This is a genomic window from Lactobacillus fornicalis (assembly GCF_055362665.1).
The window spans coordinates 1-20,417 of sequence record NZ_JBLTIM010000019.1 but is presented as its reverse complement, the minus strand read 5'-3'; the positions used below and the strand labels follow the sequence as shown (position 1 = coordinate 20,417).

The 20,417-nt window shown below is 32.2% G+C and carries 17 protein-coding genes and 2 pseudogenes; 15 read left to right on the top strand and 4 right to left on the bottom strand.

From position 1 onward, the window contains the following. Positions 1 to 236: 236 nt before the first annotated feature. The gene (locus ACNDLV_RS05200; protein ID WP_006587271.1) at positions 237 to 1,049 is read right to left on the bottom strand and encodes a MurR/RpiR family transcriptional regulator; all 813 of its coding nucleotides are present in this window, start codon (positions 1,047 to 1,049) and stop codon (positions 237 to 239) included. A 153-nt stretch (positions 1,050 to 1,202) separates the two neighbouring features. Between ACNDLV_RS05200 and ACNDLV_RS05195 the strand changes: the two genes are divergently transcribed. Continuing rightward, on the top strand, positions 1,203 to 1,901 hold the full coding sequence (locus ACNDLV_RS05195; RefSeq protein WP_006587272.1) for an N-acetylmannosamine-6-phosphate 2-epimerase: 699 nt from the start codon (positions 1,203 to 1,205) through the stop codon (positions 1,899 to 1,901). A gap of 2 nt (positions 1,902 to 1,903) precedes the next feature. After that, on the top strand, positions 1,904 to 3,886 hold the full coding sequence (locus tag ACNDLV_RS05190; protein WP_006587273.1) for a PTS sugar transporter subunit IIABC: 1,983 nt from the start codon (positions 1,904 to 1,906) through the stop codon (positions 3,884 to 3,886). An 86-nt stretch (positions 3,887 to 3,972) separates the two neighbouring features. Here the strand turns inward: ACNDLV_RS05190 and ACNDLV_RS05185 are convergent, their stop codons facing one another. Beyond that, positions 3,973 to 4,797 carry a LysR family transcriptional regulator gene (locus ACNDLV_RS05185; RefSeq protein ID WP_006587274.1) on the bottom strand — a complete coding sequence of 275 codons (825 nt, stop codon included), beginning with the start codon at positions 4,795 to 4,797 and terminating at the stop codon, positions 3,973 to 3,975. Positions 4,798 to 4,926: 129 nt separating this feature from the next. On the opposite strand from ACNDLV_RS05185, the gene ACNDLV_RS05180 reads away from it, so the two are divergent. The 8 genes from ACNDLV_RS05180 to ACNDLV_RS05145 all read left to right on the top strand — a co-directional run bounded on the left by ACNDLV_RS05180 (position 4,927) and on the right by ACNDLV_RS05145 (position 13,492). Beyond that, positions 4,927 to 6,393, top strand: a complete 1,467-nt coding sequence (locus ACNDLV_RS05180) for an FAD-dependent oxidoreductase (protein WP_006587275.1) — start codon at positions 4,927 to 4,929, stop codon at positions 6,391 to 6,393. A gap of 99 nt (positions 6,394 to 6,492) precedes the next feature. After that, on the top strand, positions 6,493 to 7,470 hold the full coding sequence (locus tag ACNDLV_RS05175; RefSeq protein WP_006587276.1) for a LacI family DNA-binding transcriptional regulator: 978 nt from the start codon (positions 6,493 to 6,495) through the stop codon (positions 7,468 to 7,470). Between the two features lie 22 nt (positions 7,471 to 7,492). Then, complete coding sequence (locus ACNDLV_RS05170; protein ID WP_006587277.1) at positions 7,493 to 8,506, top strand: LacI family DNA-binding transcriptional regulator; 1,014 nt, start codon at positions 7,493 to 7,495, stop codon at positions 8,504 to 8,506. Positions 8,507 to 8,705: 199 nt separating this feature from the next. Beyond that, positions 8,706 to 9,632 (top strand): ribokinase, encoded by a 927-nt coding sequence (rbsK, locus tag ACNDLV_RS05165; protein WP_006587278.1) that lies wholly within the window; start codon positions 8,706 to 8,708, stop codon positions 9,630 to 9,632. Beyond that, on the top strand, positions 9,632 to 10,027 hold the full coding sequence (gene rbsD / locus ACNDLV_RS05160) for a D-ribose pyranase (RefSeq protein ID WP_006587279.1): 396 nt from the start codon (positions 9,632 to 9,634) through the stop codon (positions 10,025 to 10,027). The genes rbsK and rbsD overlap by 1 nt, the downstream gene beginning before the upstream one ends. Positions 10,028 to 10,048: 21 nt before the next feature. Then, on the top strand, positions 10,049 to 11,527 hold the full coding sequence (locus ACNDLV_RS05155; protein WP_048588197.1) for a sugar ABC transporter ATP-binding protein: 1,479 nt from the start codon (positions 10,049 to 10,051) through the stop codon (positions 11,525 to 11,527). Beyond that, a complete protein-coding gene (locus ACNDLV_RS05150; RefSeq protein ID WP_373369259.1) occupies positions 11,514 to 12,485 on the top strand; it encodes an ABC transporter permease in 972 nt (323 codons plus the stop codon). The genes ACNDLV_RS05155 and ACNDLV_RS05150 overlap by 14 nt, the downstream gene beginning before the upstream one ends. A gap of 83 nt (positions 12,486 to 12,568) precedes the next feature. Continuing rightward, entirely contained in the window at positions 12,569 to 13,492 is a 924-nt protein-coding gene (locus ACNDLV_RS05145; RefSeq protein ID WP_373369258.1) for an ABC transporter substrate binding protein, read from the top strand. Positions 13,493 to 13,566: 74 nt separating this feature from the next. Here the strand turns inward: ACNDLV_RS05145 and ACNDLV_RS05140 are convergent, their stop codons facing one another. Continuing rightward, the gene (locus ACNDLV_RS05140; RefSeq protein ID WP_006587282.1) at positions 13,567 to 14,274 is read right to left on the bottom strand and encodes a GntR family transcriptional regulator; all 708 of its coding nucleotides are present in this window, start codon (positions 14,272 to 14,274) and stop codon (positions 13,567 to 13,569) included. 121 nt (positions 14,275 to 14,395) lie between these two features. Here ACNDLV_RS05140 and ACNDLV_RS05135 point away from each other — a divergent pair, with 121 nt between their 5' ends. Then, the gene (locus tag ACNDLV_RS05135) at positions 14,396 to 15,757 is read left to right on the top strand and encodes a glycoside hydrolase family 1 protein (protein ID WP_006587283.1); all 1,362 of its coding nucleotides are present in this window, start codon (positions 14,396 to 14,398) and stop codon (positions 15,755 to 15,757) included. Positions 15,758 to 15,782: 25 nt separating this feature from the next. After that, positions 15,783 to 16,373 (top strand): annotated as a pseudogene (locus ACNDLV_RS05130) (PTS transporter subunit EIIC); the annotation flags it as partial. Between the two features lie 12 nt (positions 16,374 to 16,385). Here the strand turns inward: ACNDLV_RS05130 and ACNDLV_RS05125 are convergent. Next, complete coding sequence (locus tag ACNDLV_RS05125) at positions 16,386 to 17,870, bottom strand: FAD-dependent oxidoreductase (protein WP_006587285.1); 1,485 nt, start codon at positions 17,868 to 17,870, stop codon at positions 16,386 to 16,388. 112 nt (positions 17,871 to 17,982) lie between these two features. Between ACNDLV_RS05125 and ACNDLV_RS05120 the strand changes: the two genes are divergently transcribed. The 3 genes and pseudogenes from ACNDLV_RS05120 to ACNDLV_RS05110 form a co-directional block, all read left to right on the top strand. Further along, positions 17,983 to 18,879 carry a LysR substrate-binding domain-containing protein gene (locus ACNDLV_RS05120; RefSeq protein WP_498882939.1) on the top strand — a complete coding sequence of 299 codons (897 nt, stop codon included), beginning with the start codon at positions 17,983 to 17,985 and terminating at the stop codon, positions 18,877 to 18,879. A 71-nt stretch (positions 18,880 to 18,950) separates the two neighbouring features. Beyond that, positions 18,951 to 19,943, top strand: coding sequence for a LacI family DNA-binding transcriptional regulator (locus ACNDLV_RS05115; protein WP_006587287.1), 993 nt, complete (start codon positions 18,951 to 18,953; stop codon positions 19,941 to 19,943). A gap of 47 nt (positions 19,944 to 19,990) precedes the next feature. Then, positions 19,991 to 20,308 (top strand): annotated as a pseudogene (locus ACNDLV_RS05110) (alpha-amylase family glycosyl hydrolase); the annotation flags it as partial. Positions 20,309 to 20,417 lie beyond the last annotated feature (109 nt).

Sequence of the window (20,417 nt, the reverse complement as noted above, 5' to 3'; positions counted from 1 at the left end):
AAAAATTTGACAGTTTCTATGATTATTAAGGAACCACCTGGTACAGTAAAAGAATTTATTATGAACAATACAACATTAAAACATTTATATAAAGAAAAATAGAAATTACCCGTACATATTAAATTAAGTATTGTAATCAATAAGTTCATATTGATAATTAACTACTAATAATGGTATAAATCAATAACTTCATAAACCAAACCACCCCATAACTGCTACTAGTTATGAGGTGGTTTTTACATACTTTTATTCATAATAGCTTTTAGAGCTCTTTCCTTAAGTTTAGTTGTATCAATATGATTATAATTTTCATAGCCCTTTGCCAGAATTTCACAGATATAAAGTTGCGAAACTTGACCAGAGACAGAACCAATATTTAAAAATTCGCTTACGGCAGTTCTGAGAGTTACATCAGCAAGCTTTGCAATGGGAGATGTGAAATCATTGGTAATAACAATAATGTGAGCTCCACGTTTTTTTGCTAATCTAACAGAATCGTAAATATCTTTAGTATGACCTGAAAGAGATAATGCTACTACAACATCTTTACTGTTTAAAAATGAAGCAATTTGAACTTGAAAGTGTGGATCAACTTCAGCATGAGCAACTAAACCAACTCGAAACCAGGTTTTGGCATAGTCTCGTGCAGACTCTCCTGAATGTCCCACACCAAACAAGTAGATGCTTTTTGCATTAGATAAGATTCTAATAGCCTTATTGATATCAGACTCAATTACTAGTTTCTCAGTTTTCGTAATAGCATCTTTTAAAAGGTTAGCACTAGTAGTTAGATAACTTTCCTTTTCAATATGACTTGGAGGAGAAGTCAGTGAGTCTTTAGCCAATTCAATCTTTAAATCAGAAAAACCAGATAAATTTAGTTTTTTGCATAATCTGATAATTGTAGCTTCTCCGACACCAGCATTACGACTCAGTTCCTTAATTGTGCCATATATTATTTTTTCAGGATTAGTATCGATATACGTAAGAAGTCTTTGCTCAGTCTTTGTAAAATGATCAACATTTCGTAATTCTTTTAATAAGTTCATAGTATTGCATCCTCTCTTATAGTTGATTTTACATTATAAATCGTGTTTATACCAATCGATGAAATCGCTTGCAGTAGTATATAAAAGATGATATTCTTTTTTTATAGAAGGAGAAAAACTCCAATAAAAGATAAAATTGGAGCAAATTTTACAATGAAAAAAGAAGATTTTATAAATCAAGTCAAAGGTGGATTGATAGTTTCCTGCCAAGCACTGCCTGGCGAACCGCTTTATTCTGAAACTGGCGGAATTATGCCCTTGATGGCATTAGCCGCACTAAAGGGTGGAGCTGTAGGGATTCGAGCAAATTCAGCTCGTGATATCAAAGAGATTAAAGCAAAAGTAGATTTACCTGTTATTGGTATTATTAAACGGGATTATCCACCAGAAGAGCCATATATAACTCCAACTATGAAAGAAATTGATGAACTGGTTAAAACCAAAGTGGATGTTATTGCTTTAGATTGTACTTTAAGAAAGCGCCATGATGGTAAAACTGTTTCTCAGTTTGTTCATGAAGTTAAAGAAAAATATCCAAATCAACTTTTAATGGCAGATACTTCTAATTTTGAAGAAGGGAAAAATGCCTTTGAAGCTGGTGTTGATTTTGTCGGGACAACTATGTCGGGATATACAGCTGAAAGTCGCCATCTTGATGGGCCAGATTATCAATTGATTGAAGATTTGGTTAAAGCTGGAATACCTACGATTGCTGAAGGTAAAATTCACCAACCAGATCAGTTAGCTAAGATTTTAAAAATGGGGGTATTGGCTGCTGTTGTTGGTGGTGCAATTACTAGACCGTTAGAAATTACCCAACGTTTTGTCAAAGCAATTAAAGAGGAGGAGTAATCATGTTTAAAAAGTTCTCACAACTAGGGCAAGCGTTTATGCTGCCGATTGCCATTTTACCTGTTGCTGGTTTGCTGCTTGGGATAGGTGGTGCGCTAAGTAATGATGCAGCTGTTAAGGCATATCCATGGTTAAATCAAGCTTGGCTTCAGACATGCTTGAAAGTGATGAATTTTGCAGGAAATGCTGTCTTTGCAAACTTAGCATTAATTTTTGCAATCGGATTAGCAGTTGGTTTGGCGACAAATGATAAGGGGACTGCTGGGTTAGCTGGTGGTGTTGCTTACATGGTATATACTGCTACTATTTCAGGTTTGCTCCAATTGTTTTCACCCAAAAACACCATTGATACAGGTGTTGTAGGTTCAATTGTGATTGGAATGCTTGTTGCATATTTACACAATAAATATCGTAAAATTGAGTTGCCACAATTCTTGGGCTTCTTTGGCGGTTCAAGATTTATTCCAATTATTTCATCTATTTGTGCCATCTTTATAGGTGCTATTTTCTTCTTGATTTGGCCTCCAATTCAAGGATGGCTAACAATTGCAGGTAAAGCAATTGCTGGTATGGGTAGTTTAGGTACATTCTTATATGGGTTCTTGCTCCGCTTAACTGGAGCAGTTGGTTTGCACCACACTATTTATCCAATGTTCTGGTACACCGCTTTAGGTGGTACTGCAACAGTTGCCGGAAAAACAGTTGTTGGTGCGCAAAACATCTTCTTTGCGCAATTAGCTGATCCTAATTTCCACGGCTTATTCACTTATGGTACCAGATTCTTTGTAGGTAGATTTGCTACAATGATGTTTGGCTTGCCTGGTGCAGCAGCAGCTATGTATCTTTGTTTGCCAAAGAAAAATCGTCAAAAAGATGGTGGTTTATACTTATCGGGTGGATTAACATCATTTCTTACCGGTATTACTGAACCAATTGAATATACTTTCTTGTTTGTTGCACCATGGCTATATGTAATTCATGCTTTCTTAGATGGATTATCATTTTATTTTGCAGATATTATGAATATCAGAATAGGTAATTCATTCTCAGGTGGTTTTATTGATTATTTATTATTTGGTGTATTGCAGGGAAAAGATAAGACTAATTGGCCAAATGTCTTGTTACTTGGAGTAGTATGGTTCTTCTTATACTTTGCTGTCTTTACATTTTGTATTAAAAAATTCCATGTTGCTATTCCTGGTATGCAAGATGATGTAGATGCTGATGCAATTTTAGCTGAAGGTCCAAAAACTGGAAATAAATTACATGATGAATCTATGCAAATTATTTCTGCTCTTGGTGGAGCTGAAAATATTGGTACTGTATCTGCTTGTGCTACTCGTTTAAGAGTGTCAGTTAAAGATAAAAATAAAGTTGATGACAAAGTATTCAAGGCATTAGGAGCACCTGGTGTTTTGAAAGTTGCAGATGGAATTCAAGCTATATTTGGTGGTAAAGCGGATCTTTATAGCCAGGAGATTAATGAGATTTTAGCAAGTAATTTATTTGTAACTAGTGCAAAGTCAGATATTAAAGTATTTGCACCTGTTGAGGGGAAGGTTATTGAGCTTGAAAAAGTACCAGATGAAGTCTTCTCCAAAAAATTAATGGGTGATGGTTATGCAGTTGAGCCACGAAATGGCAAAGTATATTCACCCGTAAATGGTAAAGTATCTTCTATATTTAAGACTAAGCACGCAATTGGATTAACGACAGATACAGGATTAGAGATTTTAATTCATATGGGCCTTGATACAGTTGAGTTAGAAGGTAAACCATTTAAGGTTCATGTAAAAGAAGGGGATAATGTTATACCACAAACTCTTCTTGCTGAGATGGATTTAGAAGAGATTAAAGATGCTGGAAAGAATCCTACTGTTTTAGTTATATTTACTAATTTAAAAGAATCGAATAAAAATTTGAAAGTGCATTTTATTAATCAAGTCGTTCAACCTCAAGATGAAATTGGGCGAATTGAGGAATAATCTTTTATAGACAATTAAACACTTAGTAATCACTAAAAGCTGATGATTACTAAGTGTTTTTAGTTTAAAAATTAGATTCATAAGAATCATTCTAAAGTCATCATAAGTTCATCTAATATTTTTATCTTATTTTTACGGTAAAAGTAGCCATAATCTAATAGAAATTTTTTATCTAAATCTTTTAATATATATGGTTCGCAAGATTTTTTCCAACATTTTGGAACTAACATTAAAGTATTGTTTAACTGACAAAAATCTATAAATGAATGGTTATATTGAGAAAGTTCGATTATTTTTAGATGCTTATTTGTTTTTAAATATTTGACAGCTTCATCTGTAGAAGAGGAAAGTCCATGTTTTATCACAGTAATTGTATAATTAGATAGATCTTGTTCAGAGATACGCTTTTTGCTTTTTAATTTACAATTGGGTGCGATGGCGATAGCTAATGGAATTTCAGAAATTTTTTGAAAAGAAAAGCCTTGCTTAGCTAAACCTGGGGTATAAATTGTCTCTAATAAATCAACTGTATCTGAAATTGAATTATAATCTTTAACTTCAGCAAAAGATATTGAAACGTTGATTTGAGAGCCTTTTATTAGCTTTTGAAATTCTAGATTTTGTGTTAAAAAGCCAGCTCCTAAGGTAATTTGTTTCTTAAAATACTTTAGTTCACTTTGTGTTTGTTTGCACAAATTTAGTATTTCTTGTCCTCTTCTTACTAATATCATTCCTGCTTCTGTTACTTTAACTCCATGGGAAGTTCTGATTAGTAGTTTAACTCCAAGGTGATTTTCTAAGTTGTTAATTTGTTGGAAAACAGCAGAAGGTGATATGTAAAGTTCCTTTGCTGCCTTGGAAAAGCTACCATTCTGTACAACCGAGAGATAAGTTTCTAATTCTTTATACATAATTTCTCCTCAATTTTTGCTTTAAGTCTAGTCTTAAAATAGCATTAACGCAATCGATAAAGCAGAAAGTTTTTTTGATAATATAATTAAGTTAAAAGATTAACAAACTTTTAGTTAGGAGGATTAATTATGGAAAATTATGACTTAATAGTAGTAGGTGCTGGTTCTTCAGGTATTAGTGCAGCTTTAACTGCAGCAGAAGCAGGATTAAAAGTTGCTTTACTTGAAAAAGGTGATAAATTTGGTGGTGCTGGGATGTTTGGTGCTCAAGGCTTATTTGGTGCAAATACGGAGCTACAAAAAGAATCTGGAGTTGATTACTCTGTAAAAGACGCCTATGAAGAAATTCTGAATTATACTCACCATCGCAGTGATGCTAGAATCGTTAAAGCGATAGTAAAAGAAAGTGCAGAAACATTGGCGTGGATGAGTAAAAATGGTTTAGAAACAGAATTAGTAACTAATACTCAAGAAGTTCACCAAAATCACCCTCGTACATATCATCAATATATCGATAAGTTTAATGGTTTTGAAAAGATGATTAATAAGTTTAAGGACTTAGGTGGTAGCTTATTTTTAAAGACTTCTGCTAAAAAGCTGCTTCAAGATAATGGATATTTATCGGGAATTGAAATTAATTATGATGGAACTGATGAATGCTTGAATACCAAGAATGTTATTTTAGCAGATGGTGGGTTTATTGGTGACAAAGATTTAGTAAAAAAGAATGTCAACATCGATTTGAATAACTTATATAGCATGGGAGAACGCAAGGCAACTGGTGATGGTTTACGAATGCTTGGAGAAATCGGCGGTGTGAATAATTACAAGCCACTACTTGAAAATCATGCTGCTTCGATTGTTACAAATGATAAAAATCCTTGGGAAAATGCTTCTTTAGCAACATTATCTACGCTTCCATTACTTTGGGTAGATAATTCAGGTAAAAGATTTACAAATGAAGATGTTGTTTATGATTTTGCACTTTGGGGAAATGTTACCTATACTGCAGGGGGATATTATTACATAATTATTGATCAAGATTTCGTAGATTACATTTCAAAAAATGAGTTGGATTGGACCGGTTCATTTGAGAGAACTTTTACTTTACTTCAACATCTTCCAATGACTCATAAAGTTGGTCCGATGAAGACTTTAAAACAAGAGCTTGAAACAACTTTGACAAGCAAGGCTGTTTTTAAAGCGAATAGTTTAGCAGAGTTAGCTAAGTTACTTAATATTGATGAAAATAATTTTGTTGAAACAATTAATCAGTATAATAAGTTGATTAATAAGCATGCTGATGAAGACTTTTATAAAGATCAGAAATTCATGAAATTCCCAATTTGTAATGGGCCATTTTATGCTTTGAAGGCTATTTCAACTACTTTAGGAACTGTCGGTGGTGGATTAGTTAATGAGAAATTCCAGGCACTAACTGAGGCAAGAAAGGTGATTTCTGGAGTATATGTTGTTGGTAATAATGCAGCAGGGATGTTCGACTCAGCATATCCAACAATTGAAGGATTAAGTAACGGCTTTGCCTGGAATTCAGGTCGAATTGCCGCTAAAACGATTATAAACTTGAATAAGTAGATAAATTTAATATATCGCATGAATTTCATGTGATGCATTTTTGTATGCGCTTACAAATAGTGGTACCATAAAATTAATTAGATTAAAGAGAGAAATGATATGACTAAAAAATTTACTATGCAAGATATTGCAGAGATTGCGAATGTGTCAAAAAGTGCAGTATCAATAGCTATTAATCAAAATTCGGGTATTAGTGATGATACTAGAAAAAAGATTTTAAAAATTGCAACCGAATTAGGATATGAGAAGTCGAGCTCCAATTTAAGTTTTGAGAAAAAGCTTAGAACGGTTTGTTTTTTTATGGCTGTTGAAGATATTCAACAAAATAATTTCTTCTTTTTACGGGATGCAGTGGAGAAAAAAGGTAAACAGTTGGGAATAAAGATTTCGTTTAAACTATTGCCTGAAAATAAACTAATTTATCAATCTGAAGCTATATGCCGTAAGCCTTCTATATTTTTAGCTACAAATTTTTCGAGTAAATTAGTTAAAACTCTTCAAGCTAAATTTAAATATTGCGTTTTTTTTGATGTTAATTTAGCTACCATTGCTGCCAATTTTGTCGCAATGGACAATTTTCAAGAAGCATATTCAATAGTTGAATATTTTTATAAAAAAGGATGCAGAAAAGTTGGATATTTAGGTGCTAGAACGTTAAATGGAAATTTTGCAGAAAGACGATATGGTTTCAATTCAGCAATTTCTGATTTTAATTTATCCTTTACAAATTCTGATTTTATAGTTGGTTCATTAAGTAATGAGGTAATTGATAGTCAAGAAATTGCCCAAATAAGAAAAATGAGAAATTTGGATGCTTTTTTATGTGAATCGAATTGTCAAGCTTTGAGATTAACAAAAGAATTACAAATTTTAAATTTTAGTGTTCCAAATGATGTAATAGTTGTTGGTTTTACTAATTTATTGGATTCTAAATATAGGTTTTTAAATACAGCTAAAAATCAATATTTTTTGGATCAAATGTTGAATCAGGCAATTTCACAATTACAAAATATGATAAATGATGTAAATTGGAATCCTCAAAGAAGTTTGGTAAGTTGGGAATTTACATTTAGTTAATTTGATAATATGGGAGTAAAAAATGAAAATTAAAATGAGTGATATTGCTAAGAAAGCAGGTGTTTCTATTGCTGCTGTTTCACTGGTCCTAAATGGTAAACCTGGAGTTAGTGAAAAGACAAGAAAGAAAATTTTTAGAATAATAAAAGAAAGTGACTATATACCATTAAGGCAGAAGAGAGAATCTACAAGAGTAATTGCGAATGTAAACTTAATAATCATTAGCGATCAGCATGGTGTGGTTAATGAAATGTATCAAAAGAATCCATTTTTTGATACATTAGTTCAATGTACTGCAGAGCATATTGATAAATTCGGTGGTACTTTGCAAATTAATACAGTTAAAATAGAATCTTTACATGAAGAAATTAATAGAATAATTAGTAGAACAACAGTTGTAAATGCGATTGTTTTGGCGACTGATTTAGATGAAAATGATATTGATTTTATAGAAAATAAAATTAAAAATGTCGTTTTTGTTGATACATCATTTAGAAAATTAAAAGCAGATTTTGTAACTCCAGATAATTATCAAGGTGCTTATGAAGCGGGGATGTTCTTATTGAATCATAATTACAGAAGGATAGGATATCTTGCATCAAATAAGGCAACACAGAACTTTTTATCAAGAAGAGAGGGGCTACGAGATAGTCTTGCAACACAAAATCTAAAGTTAGCTGAGAAAGATTTTTATGTTGTTGACTTTGCAAATCTATTTTCTAAGAACTCACTAAATAGTATAAACTTCAATGATTTACCTGAAGCTTTTTTCTGTGAAAATGATATTATTGCCATTAGATTAATAAAGGAATTAACACATAGAAACATACTTGTCCCACGAGATATTGGTGTAATGGGATTTGATGATGTATCGACGGCGGCATTATGTAGTCCAGAATTAACTACTGTGCACATTCCGACTATCCAAATAGTTGAACAAGCCGTAAGAGATTTACAAGCACAAGTTGCAAGCAAAGAATTTAAAGGCCAGAAAACATTTATCACTACTGAAATTATTGAAAGAGAGAGTACTTAATTTAAGTAAAATAAAAAAGATATTGACTAACTATGGACTGAGAGGGAGCTTACAAAGCTCCTTATTTTTTGCATTTTTTAAAGTAATAACTAAACTTTTACTTAAATAGCAATTACTTTTTTAGTAATTATTGTAAGCGCTTGCGCTTAAAGATAAACTTAAACTGTAAAAAGTTAATAACTGAGTCGGAGATGGAAAGATGAAAAATCAAGTTTGCGTTTTAGGAAGTATCAATCTAGATACTACATTTCATGTTGAAAGAATACCTCTTCCAGGTGAGACGGTTTCAGTATTTGATAAAAGTTCAGCTCCTGGTGGAAAAGGGGCAAATCAAGCTGTTGCAGCAGCAAGATCTGGAGCTAAAGTACACTTTATTGGAGCTATTGGTGATGATAACTCTGGTCAAAAGATGCTTGAATCTTTGAAGAAAGATAGTATAGATTTAACGAATATAAATAAGTCAGATAAAGCTGGCACTGGTACAGCAACTATTATGTTAGATCAAAATGGACAGAATAGTATTTTAGTTTATCCAGGAGCTAATAAAGAAATAAATTTAACTCAAATAAAGAATGCAGAATCTTTAATTTCAAGTATGGATTTTATTGTTGCCCAATTTGAAACACCAATTAAGGAAACAACTTTAGCTTTCAAAATAGCACATAAACATGGTGTGGTTACCGTATTGAATCCAGCTCCTGCTAATTATATTTCAGATGAACTTCTTGCAGAAACAGATATTATAGCCCCTAATGAGACAGAAAGTTTTGCTATCACTGGGATAAAGGCTGATTCCTTAAGCTCTATGAATAAATCGGCACAATATTTTAAAGATAAAGGCGTTAAAGTAACTTTGATTACGCTAGGAGATAAGGGAGTTTTTTATTCATATGAGAATCAAGCAAAAATTGTTCCTGCGTATAAAGTCAAAGCTGTTGATACAACAGCAGCTGGTGATACATTCTTGGGAGCTCTTTCAGCAGTTTTGAAAAAGGATCTAAGTAATTTAGAAGCAGCTATTGATTATGGAGAAAAAGCTTCTTCACTTACAGTTCAAAAAAATGGAGCTCAGCCGTCTATTCCTACTTACAGTCAGATTAATAAATTTTATGGAGGAGAAAAATAATGAAAAAAATTGGAGTAATGAATTCAGATATTTCTCGTGTAATTGCTGATATGGGGCATATGGATTGGTTATCAATTGGTGATGCAGGGATGCCAGTTCCAAAAGATACAGAAAAAATCGATTTATGTGTTCAAAGTGAATTACCTTCATTCATTGATGTTTTAAAGAATGTCTTGATTGAGATGAAAGTACAAAAGATTTATTTAGCAGAAGAAATAAAAGAACAAAATCCTAATCAATTGAGAAATATTAAAGCAGTTTTGCCATATGTAGATATTGAATTCGTTCCTCACAAAGATTTAAAGAAAATGCTTGGTAATACGCATGCGTTTATAAGAACTGGTGAAACTACACCTTACTCTAATATTATTTTGGAAAGTGGAGTTACCTTTTAAAGTAAAGGGGTGAGAGTAACAATGAAAATTGAAATGACTGGCATAAAAAAAGCTTTTGGAGCGAATCACGTTTTAAAAGGAGTTGATTTTACTATCAACTCTGGAGAAGTGCATGCTCTTATGGGTGAAAATGGTGCCGGAAAGTCCACTTTGATGAATATTTTAACAGGACTTTTAAATAAAGATGCTGGCTCAATAAAAGTAGATGGAAAGGAAACCAGTTATTCAAGCGCTTTAGAAGCAGAGCATGCCGGAATAAGCTTCATTCACCAAGAAATGAACAATTTTCCAGATATGTCTGTAGTTGATAACATGTTTTTAAATAAAGAAATAAAGTCTACTTTTGGGCTCATGAATCAACGTGCCATGATTAAGCAAGCTACAGAATATCTCAATCATTTAGGTGCAAATATTAATGTTACAAAGAAAATAGGAGATTTGACTGTTGGTCAACAACAAATGGTAGAAATTGCAAAATCTTTGATGACTGATGCCAAAATAATAATTATGGATGAACCAACGGCCGCTTTAACAACTAATGAAATTAAAATCCTATTTAAGACTATCAATGAATTAAAAGCAAAAGGTGTGGGTTTCATTTACATCTCTCATAGAATGGAAGAGTTATGGGAAATTTGTGATACCGTTACTGTTATGAGAGATGGGGTTTCCATTAATACTTATAAAATTAAAGATGTAGATGAAAATCAAATTGTTCATGATATGGTAGGTCGTGATATTGGAGATTATTATCCAATTCGTAATCCTGAGCTAGGAACAGTTGCTTTAAAAGCCGAGAATTTGTGTGGTGAAAACTTTAAAAATATCAGTTTTGAAGTACATGAAGGTGAAGTATTAGGGTTCTCTGGTCTGATGGGTGCAGGAAGAACAGAAACCATGAGAGCACTTTTTGGTATAGATAAACTTATATCAGGAAAAATCTATGTTCATGGGAAGGAAGTTCATATAAAAGATCCAAGTGATGCAGTTGCGTTAGGAATTGGCTTCCTAACTGAAGATAGAAAGACAGAAGGATTAGTACTAGATCAATCTTTACGAGATAATATTGCCTTGCCAAGTATTGAGGGCTTTAAAAAGCATGGAATTATTGATGAAAAAACAGAAAATAATTTCGTAAATATGTTAATGAAAAGATTAACAGTTAAAGCTGAAAATCCATTTGTTACTGCCGGAAGTTTATCTGGTGGTAATCAACAAAAAGTTGTTTTAGCAAAATGGGTTGGTAGTGGAGCTAAAATATTAATCCTTGATGAGCCTACAAGGGGAGTCGATGTTGGGGCTAAAAAAGAAATTTATGAGTTAATTAACCAACTTACTGATCGTCATGTGGCAGTTATTATGATTTCTAGTGATTTGCCAGAAGTATTAAGTATGAGCGACAGAATAGAAGTCTTATATGAAGGTAAGCAAATGGGAATTATAGATGCTAAAGATGCAACTCAAGAGAAAATTATGAAATTAGCAACTGGAGGAAAATAAAATGGATAAAGCAAGAAAAAAGTTGGATTTATCTAAATATATGGCATTAATAGCTTTAATAATTTTAGTTGTCCTAATAACATTTTTGAATCCGCAATTTATTGCACCTTCAAATTTGATGAATTTACTGAGACAGTCTTCAATTAATTGTTTAATTGCTTTTGGTATGACTTTCGTTATTTTGACAGGTGGAATTGATTTGTCTGTTGGATCAGTTTTAGCCTTTACTGGAGCCGTAGCTGCGACATTAATATTAAGTGGAACGCCTGTATGGTTAGCATGTATAGCATGTCTTATCTTGGGAGCAATATTAGGTGGAGTAAATGGATTTTTGATTTCCTATGGTAAAGTTACTGCCTTTATTGCGACTTTAGCAACTATGACTATTTGGAGAGGAGCTACTTATGTTTTTACAGGTGGTAATCCTATTACAGGTCCAAATATGAATAATAGCTTCTTCTTCCAATTTATTGGTAATGGATATCTCTTTGGTATTCCATTCCCTGTCATAATTACTCTGTTAATTTTTGCAGCAGTTTACATTCTTTTACATAAAACAGCTTTTGGTAGAAAAACTTTTGCCTTAGGTGGTAATGAAAAGGCTGCTTTTGTTGCAGGGGTTAAAACTAAAAAAATTATTGTTTTAATTTACATAATATCCGGAGTTTTGGCTGCTTTAGCTGCTCTAATTTTAACTTCTAGATTAAGTTCTGCTCAACCTGATGCAGGTTCAGCCTATGAAATGGATGCAATTGCATCAGCAGTTATTGGTGGTGCAAGCCTTATGGGTGGTAAAGGTAGAATGCAAGGTACCTTAGTTGGTGCATTACTGATTGCTACATTAAGTAATGGGATGAACTTATTAGGTATTAACAGTTTTTATCAACAAATCGTTAAAGGTTTAGTAATTTTAGTAGCTGTAATGATTGACTCACAAAGTCAGAAGAAAAATGGATAAAAAGTAGGAGGAATATTATTATGTTTTTTAACCATATTTCAAAGAATATTACCAAGATAGCAACTATTGGTTCTGTTCTAGTAATGGGCGGAGGTTTACTAGGTGGTTGTGGTGCAACCGGATTAAGTACTGATTCAGGTTCCTCAACATCTAAAGTAGAAAAAAAGGCTCCAAGCAAGTTGAAGATAGGTGTTTCAATTTCAACTTTATCTAATCCTGTATTTATTACTTTGAAGAATGAATTACAAAAATACAGTGATAAAAAAGGTTCTAAGATTATTATTAATAATGCGAATAATGATACTTCAAAGCAAAATAATGATGTGGAAGATTTAATTCAACAAAAAGTTGATGCGATTATTGTTAATCCATGTGATTCATCAGCCATTAGTACTGTAATTCAAAAAGCAAATGATGCTAAAATTCCAGTTATTTGTATTGACCGTGGTGCAGATAGAGGAACAGTAGTTTCAACAGTGGCATCTGATAATGTTGCTGGTGGTAAGATGGCAGCTAACTTCTTAATTAAAAAACTAGGATTAAAAGCTAAGATAGCAGAACTACAAGGTATACCAGGTGCATCTGCAACGCGTGAACGTGGAGAAGGCTTTGATAAAATTGCTGATAAGAAATTAGATATTGTATCTAAGCAAACTGCTCAATTTGATAGAGCTAAAGGATTATCAGTAACAGAAAACATTTTGCAAGCTCATCATGATGTAAAGGGTATTTTCTCTCAAAATGATGAAATGGCAGTTGGTGCTGCTCGTGCTGTAAAGGCAAGTAAGAAGAATATAATTATTATTGGTTTCGATGGAACTAATGATGCCTTGAAATTAATTAAATCTGGGCAAATAACTGCAACAATTGCTCAACAATGGGATAAAATGGCGGATACTTCTTTAGATGCTGTATATGATTATTATCAAGGAAAGACGGTAAAGAAGAATAACTTGGTACCAGTTCGTTTAATAACTAAAGAAAATGTTGATTCAATGTTAAAGTAGTAATATAAGATTTAAATTAAAAGGATTAATTGCCAGTTTAGGTAATTAATCCTTTTTGTTTTTTTGATAAGCTATTACTTACTATCATAAATAGTTAAAGAGCTATGGTTATATTTGTTGCGTGTTTCAGAATATTCAAATGGAATATTATTATCTAAAAATTTTATTTGTCTTACACATAAGACAGGATCATCTTTAGAACACTCTAAGTATTTCATATCGTAAGCATCTGATTTTTCAGCTGTAATTATTCTATTTGCCTTACCAAAATTCAAGTGTAGATCATCACGTATATAACCATAAATTGAATTATGTAAAATATCTTTCGTAATACCTGGAATAACCTTAACCGGCATAATTGTATATTCAAGTTTTGCTGGTACATCATTTAATAAGCGTTGCCTTATGATGTCATATACTAAATCATCTTTCTTTAATTGCAATGCTTGGCATTCTTCCTCAGTAGGAATGCGTTGATCAAAGGAAATTATATGGCTTTTAACAATACCACCACCTAATGAGTGATGTGTAAAGCCATTACTTTTGTTAGCATCAGAATCTATAAGAAGTTTAGATATATTTTTTGATTTGATTTTTGTCCAATGTCCTTTAACTGGACGAATAATTTTTCTATCCTTTAATAGCTTGAAGGCATGAGAAATAGTGACTCTACTTGTTTGGTGTTCATATGCTAAATCTTTTTGCTGTGGTAAAAAATCTTTGTATTCACCTGAAATTATTTTTCTTTCTATTTCGGTAGCAATTTGCTCGTATTTTTTCATCTTATATTGTTCTCCATTATAAGTAAAGGCAAAAGTTTACATATAAATTATAGTAGCTTGTTTGAATTTTGTAACTTCATATAATTAAAAGTAGATATAGCGCTTACAAGGAGGGCTTGAGATGAAAAAATTTTTTGGGGGAAATTCAACTTCAAGTATGCAGACTGAAGGTGGATGGAATGAAGATGGAAAATCAAAATCAGTTTATGATATACGGTCAGAAACTGAAACTAGCAGTGACTGGAAAGTAGCTAACGATAATTATCACAATTTATCAGAAGATTTGGACCTTATGAAAAATTTAGGCCTAAATATGTATCGTTTTCAAATTTCTTGGTCAAGAGTAATTCATGATGGGGATGGGGATATTAACAGCAAAGGTTTGAAATACTATGATCAGTTGGTTCAAGGATTACTTGATAGAAATATTGAGCCAATGATTTGCTTGTATCATTTTGATATGCCATTGAAGCTAGCTTATGAAGGTGGATTTTTAAATAAAAAAGTTGTTAATGATTTTATTAGATATGGAAAAATTATAATTAATCACTTTAAGGATAAAGTTAAATATTGGATAACTTTTAATGAACAAAACTTATACTTTCAACCTGGTGCTACTCGTTATGCTGTTGGAGTTGACTTAGGACGTAAAGAGACAATCGAAGATATATATCAAATTTCTCATAATATTATGTACGCTCATGCATGTTTGGCTAATTATTTACATGATACTTCTAATAATAAGATTGGTGGGATGCTAGCATATGCTGCAACATATCCAGCAACTTGTAATCCATCAGATCAATTGCTAGTAGCAAGATTTAATGAATTTGTGAATAATTCGTTATTAGATGCTTTTGTGAAAGGAAGTTATTCACCAGCAGTGGTTAGCTTTGTAAAAGAGCACCATCTTAAATTAAATATTACAGATAATGAAATAGAAGAAATTAGAAAATTAAAGAGCGATTTTTTAGCATTTAGTTATTATCGGACAGATGTTATTGATGCAAGCAAGGTACCAATAGATGTGGCACCTAATTATTACCTTGAGTATGGAAAAATTAGAAATAAGTATACTAGAAGTAATTATTGGAATTGGAATATCGACCCACAAGGCTTTAGAAAGGTAATGGATGATATATATTATCGATATCGACTACCTGTGTTCCCAATAGAAAATGGAATAGGTCTAATAGAACACTGGGATGGGCAACATACAATAGATGACCAAATTCGTATTGATTATATGAGAGATCATATTAATGAATTGAAAAAAGCGCAGAAAGAAGATGGCGTTGAAGTTCTAGGATATTTAGGATGGGGATTAATTGATATTTTAAGCTCCTCTGGGAATATGGACAAACGTTATGGGGTTGTTTATGTCAATCGATCAAATCATGATTTAAAAGATATGAAACGAATTCCTAAGAAATCATTCTATTGGTTACAAAATGTGATTAAAACTAATGCTGAGTTCATTTAAGGAGAAGAAAAAAATGAATAACACTATGCAAAATTCCAAATTAATGCAAGGCTTTACTAAATTTGCTGTTAAACTTGGTAATCAGATTCATTTAAGGAGCTTGCGTGATGCTTTTGCAACAATTATGCCATTATATATTTTGGCTGGACTTGCAGTTCTTTTAAATAATACTATATTTACTTGGATTTTTAAGGGCAAAACTTTAGAACAGGTTCAGTATTGGGGTGTTGTAATTACCAATGGTACCTTAAATATTTCAGGTATCCTAATTGCCGGATTAATAGGGTATCAACTTGCTAAGAATAGAAAGTTTACAAATCCTCTTGCTAGTGCAATGGTTTCAATTGCTACTTTAATAGTTATGATGCCAAATACAGTTCAAGTTATTCCAGATGCCGCTAAAAAAGCTGTATCTGTATCAGCAGTTATGCCATTTAATAACTTGGGAACAGGAGCAATGTTTTCTGGGGTAATTGTTGGACTTCTTGCAACAGAAATGTTTGTAAAGTTATCTCAAATAAAGGCATTACATATTAACTTAGGACAAAATATACCACCAGCAGTTGGTCAATCGTTTGATGTTTTAATTCCTGTTTTAATTGTTATTTCGTTTTTTCCCAGACTCTTTTTAATTCTTTGCTGCATATTTCCCAGCTAAACGTCCAAATGTTTGAGCATGGCTAGAAGCTAAACCGGGTACTCGATCAGGATATGAACCCCAGAAAAAGCCACCGCTATCATTCCCAGCTGTAAATAGGTGATTGATTGGATTGTAATTTGTATCTAAAACTTCCATTTTTTCATTAACTCTTAAGCCATCTAAAGTGCCAAGAATTCTACCACCTAAAATACAACCATAATAAGGTTTTTGATTAATTGGACTCATTCTGTAAAATTCTTTTCCGAATTCATGATCAATATGGTCAATATAGTTTTGGTTTTGCTTTTTAACAGTTTTTAATAAAGCTTCTTCAGGTAAGTACAATTTTTTAGCTAGCTCTGCAATAGTATCTGCTTTAACGATGAGTCCTTTTTTCAGATATTGATTCGTATCATTAATGAAAGCTTGTTTTGAAGGCATATAACCAGGAAAGCCGAATTTAGCACAACCAAGCATATGAAATTTTTCTAATTGATTAGCATAATTACTATCCCAAATCATAGCGTAAAGATATCCTGGCTCTTTAGCAGCTGCATTTGAGATAAATTGGTATGGAACAGATTCATTTGTAAAACGTTGTCCCCGTAAATTTACCTTCAAAAATGGATAAGAACCAATCCATAACCAATTTTCGTATGTTTCTGTTTGATAAAACATTTCATCAGTTTTTGTTCCAATTGGAACCAGTCCTCTATCAAAAATACATTCAGCAGGTTCCTGATCGCGTAAAGCGCCAACTTTGAGTGCTGCAGTTATACCTGAACCATTGTTTCTGGGACTGTCATTATAAACATTTTTCATTAATGCTTCGGGATTCCATTTCTTTAATAATTCTTTATTAGCTGAATATCCGCCAGTACATAGAATAACACCTTTAGTTGCAGTTATTTGATAACTTTCATTATTAGTTTCAACAATTGCGCCAGTTACAGTATTTTCTTCTTTAATTAATTTTACTAATTTAGTATTAAATCTTAGATCAATGTTATGGTTAATAAGCCATTCTTGGAACCATGCACCATATGAAACATAGCTTTTATCATCAATTGTAGAATCATTTTCAGTAGGGAAGCCTTTGTAAATAGGTGAAGTTACCATAGCATCAGGTTCTGAACGCATATGAGCACCATTGGGTCTAAGGATATTGTCTTCAACCCAGTTGACTGTCTCACTACTGTTGTCGGCCCAAATGTTTAACAGTTTTTGGTCAACATTATGCTGAGCAAAACTAGCAAGATATTCTACTAGTTCTGACTTATTGATACTTACACCAGCTCGTTTTTGTGCATTTGAATTAATTGCAGCATTTGATAGCCGCATTAATCCAATTTTATTTTCTTTTTCAATTAAAATGACTTTTGCGCCTGCTTCTCTAGCAGCAGCTGCCGCCATCATTCCCGAATCACCGGCACCTACAACTAAAACATCTGTTTTTACTATTTCTTTTGTCATTATTTTTCCTCATTTCAATTAAACAAATTAATCGCTTTCAAATATAATGATAACAGTAGAAAAAAGTAATGATTATCAATTTTGTTATTAGTAATAAGGATTAGTTATTAGAATGAACATCTATCATTTATCGATATTTATTGATTTAGCAGAGACTTTGAATTTTAGAAAAACTGCTTTTCGAAAAAATATTTCGCAACCGGCTGTAAGTCAGAGTATTAAATCAATTGAAAATGAATTAACAGTTAAATTATTTACTCGAAGCAAATCGACAGTTAAGTTAACGACTCAAGGTCAGAAATTCTATAAAAAGATAAAACCATTATTAAATAGCTACAATAAGGCAGTTCAAGAAGTAAGGCAAAATGAGGAAAATAAAGAAACATTAACAATTGGTTTTACCGGCAGTCCTTATGAACGAAATTATTTACCCAAGCTATTGGTGGATTTTCAAACTCAGTATAAAAATATCAAGGTATTTTTGCAGAATTATAACCATACTGAATTAAAGCAACAATTGAATAGTAAAGATTGTGATGTTGTTTTTTTAACCAAAGATGACGTTTCAGTATTTTCAAATATTGGATATAAAAAACTTATAACAGGATATTTTGTAGCTGTAATTCCTAAATCAAATAAATTAGCAGAAAAACATTGTATTGATTTAACTGATTTTGACCATAATAGAATTGTTTTGCTTGATAATGGATGGGCTCCACCGGAACAATTAAAATTGCAGGAAATAATCAAGTCTAAAAATAAGAACATAGATATATCATATGTTAATAATGTAAGTGTTGCGGATATAACGTGTCAGGCACAGTTAGGAGTTAGTATTATGCCTAATTTTATTGCTAGTGAAGAATCCAATTTAACAGTAACTAGACTGATTAATTATGAAGCAAGCCTTGAGTATGGCTTAGGATTTTTGAAGGGCAATGATATTGGGGCAGTAAGTAGATTTGTTAAATTTACTAATCAGCGGTTAGAAAATTATAGGTGTGATTAGATAAAAAAACTTGCAATCGCTTACAAAACAACTTATATTATGTATGGAATCGATTCCAAGGAGCTGGTTAAATGACGACAATTAAAGAAATTGCTCAAAGAGCAGGGGTTGGAACTACTACAGTTTCGCGTTATTTGAATCAAAGCCCACATATTTCTGAACAAGCAAAACAAAAAATTGAAAAAGCAATAAACGAACTTGATTATGTTCCTAGTGCTTCAGCAAAATATTTAAGAAAGCAAGAAACTAAACAAATTGGAGTAGTTGTGTCACGAATTACTAATCCATATTTTTCTTCATTGTTTAATAAAATTGAAAGAATTTTGAATCAATTTGGCTATGAAGCAAGTATTATGCAGACTTATGATAATCCGATTGCTGAAAGAAAAATAATTGATAAACTTAAAAATCAGACTTTTGATGCTTTACTGATGGCTTCAATAGAAGATAAAGATTATATAAAGTCTGTGTTACAGGAAAATGGTAATAAGATTGTTCTAGTAAATGAAACTATCAATGGTTGTGAAAAAGACTCCGTTTCAGTGGATCAATATACCCCTGTAGTTTCTGGTTTAGAATATCTTAACAAAAACTATGGTTCAGAGATTGTTTATATAACAGGTAGCAATTTTTTTGAAAATAAACATGGAAATCAAAGAAATAAAGCATATCGTGAATTCTTGCAGAAACATCAGTATGAATTAAATCAGAATATGATTTTTTCAAATGCTCATAATATCGCTGATGGGAAAGAAATTGCACAAAAATTACTAGTTAATTCCAGTTTACCTAATGCAATTTTTACGAATTCAGATGAAGTGGCTATTGGTGTGATTGCTGAACTTAAATCTAAAGGTATTCAAGTACCTGAAGAAGTTGCTGTAATGGGATTTGACGATCAGCCACTTGCTAGCTATGTTCAAGTTCCATTGACGACAATTCAGCAACCTATTAATGCTTTAGCGAATAATGCATGTAGATTACTTTTGAATAAGCTTCAGGTATCTCATTCATTAATGAATGAGAATTTACAATTAAGTTTAATAATTAGACAAAGTGCATAGTCTAATTTTATTTTTAAGTCAAATGGTATCGATACCACGGAGGCAATATGAATAACTTACATCATGAGATTTTTTATCAAATTTATCCGGCTTCTTTCAAGGATGACAACAATGACGGTACGGGTGATTTAAAAGGAATTATAAGCGAGTTGCCATACTTGAAAGATTTAGGGATAACTTTTATATGGCTGTCCCCGGTATACAAATCACCGATGGTCGATAATGGTTATGATATTTCAGATTACCAGGAGATCAACCCTTTATTTGGAACTATGGAAGATATGGAAGTGTTAATTAATAAAGCTCACGAATTAAATATAAAGATAATGATGGATTTAGTAATTAATCACACATCTGACCAACATTTATGAGACCGTAAAATAGTTTGTGTAAGGATGAATTATTCCTTAATTTAATTTCCTAAAACATTAGAAAAAGGAGTTCCTTTCTCGTATGATTGGTTTGAACAAAAAA

Bases quoted from the DNA above. Each gene is read 5' to 3' on its own strand.
- ACNDLV_RS05145 (WP_373369258.1), top strand. From the start codon at position 12,569: ATGGGCGGAGGTTTACTAGGTGGTTGTGGTGCAACCGGATTAAGTACT.
- ACNDLV_RS05200 (WP_006587271.1), bottom strand. From the start codon at position 1,049: ATGAACTTATTAAAAGAATTACGAAATGTTGATCATTTTACAAAGACT.
- ACNDLV_RS05120 (WP_498882939.1), top strand. From the start codon at position 17,983: ATGAACATCTATCATTTATCGATATTTATTGATTTAGCAGAGACTTTG.
- ACNDLV_RS05140 (WP_006587282.1), bottom strand. From the start codon at position 14,274: ATGAAAAAATACGAGCAAATTGCTACCGAAATAGAAAGAAAAATAATT.
- ACNDLV_RS05185 (WP_006587274.1), bottom strand. From the start codon at position 4,797: ATGTATAAAGAATTAGAAACTTATCTCTCGGTTGTACAGAATGGTAGC.
- rbsK (WP_006587278.1), top strand. From the start codon at position 8,706: ATGAAAAATCAAGTTTGCGTTTTAGGAAGTATCAATCTAGATACTACA.
- ACNDLV_RS05175 (WP_006587276.1), top strand. From the start codon at position 6,493: ATGACTAAAAAATTTACTATGCAAGATATTGCAGAGATTGCGAATGTG.
- ACNDLV_RS05135 (WP_006587283.1), top strand. From the start codon at position 14,396: ATGAAAAAATTTTTTGGGGGAAATTCAACTTCAAGTATGCAGACTGAA.
- ACNDLV_RS05190 (WP_006587273.1), top strand. From the start codon at position 1,904: ATGTTTAAAAAGTTCTCACAACTAGGGCAAGCGTTTATGCTGCCGATT.
- ACNDLV_RS05155 (WP_048588197.1), top strand. From the start codon at position 10,049: ATGAAAATTGAAATGACTGGCATAAAAAAAGCTTTTGGAGCGAATCAC.
- ACNDLV_RS05125 (WP_006587285.1), bottom strand. From the start codon at position 17,870: ATGACAAAAGAAATAGTAAAAACAGATGTTTTAGTTGTAGGTGCCGGT.
- ACNDLV_RS05115 (WP_006587287.1), top strand. From the start codon at position 18,951: ATGACGACAATTAAAGAAATTGCTCAAAGAGCAGGGGTTGGAACTACT.
- ACNDLV_RS05180 (WP_006587275.1), top strand. From the start codon at position 4,927: ATGGAAAATTATGACTTAATAGTAGTAGGTGCTGGTTCTTCAGGTATT.
- rbsD (WP_006587279.1), top strand. From the start codon at position 9,632: ATGAAAAAAATTGGAGTAATGAATTCAGATATTTCTCGTGTAATTGCT.
- ACNDLV_RS05170 (WP_006587277.1), top strand. From the start codon at position 7,493: ATGAAAATTAAAATGAGTGATATTGCTAAGAAAGCAGGTGTTTCTATT.
- ACNDLV_RS05195 (WP_006587272.1), top strand. From the start codon at position 1,203: ATGAAAAAAGAAGATTTTATAAATCAAGTCAAAGGTGGATTGATAGTT.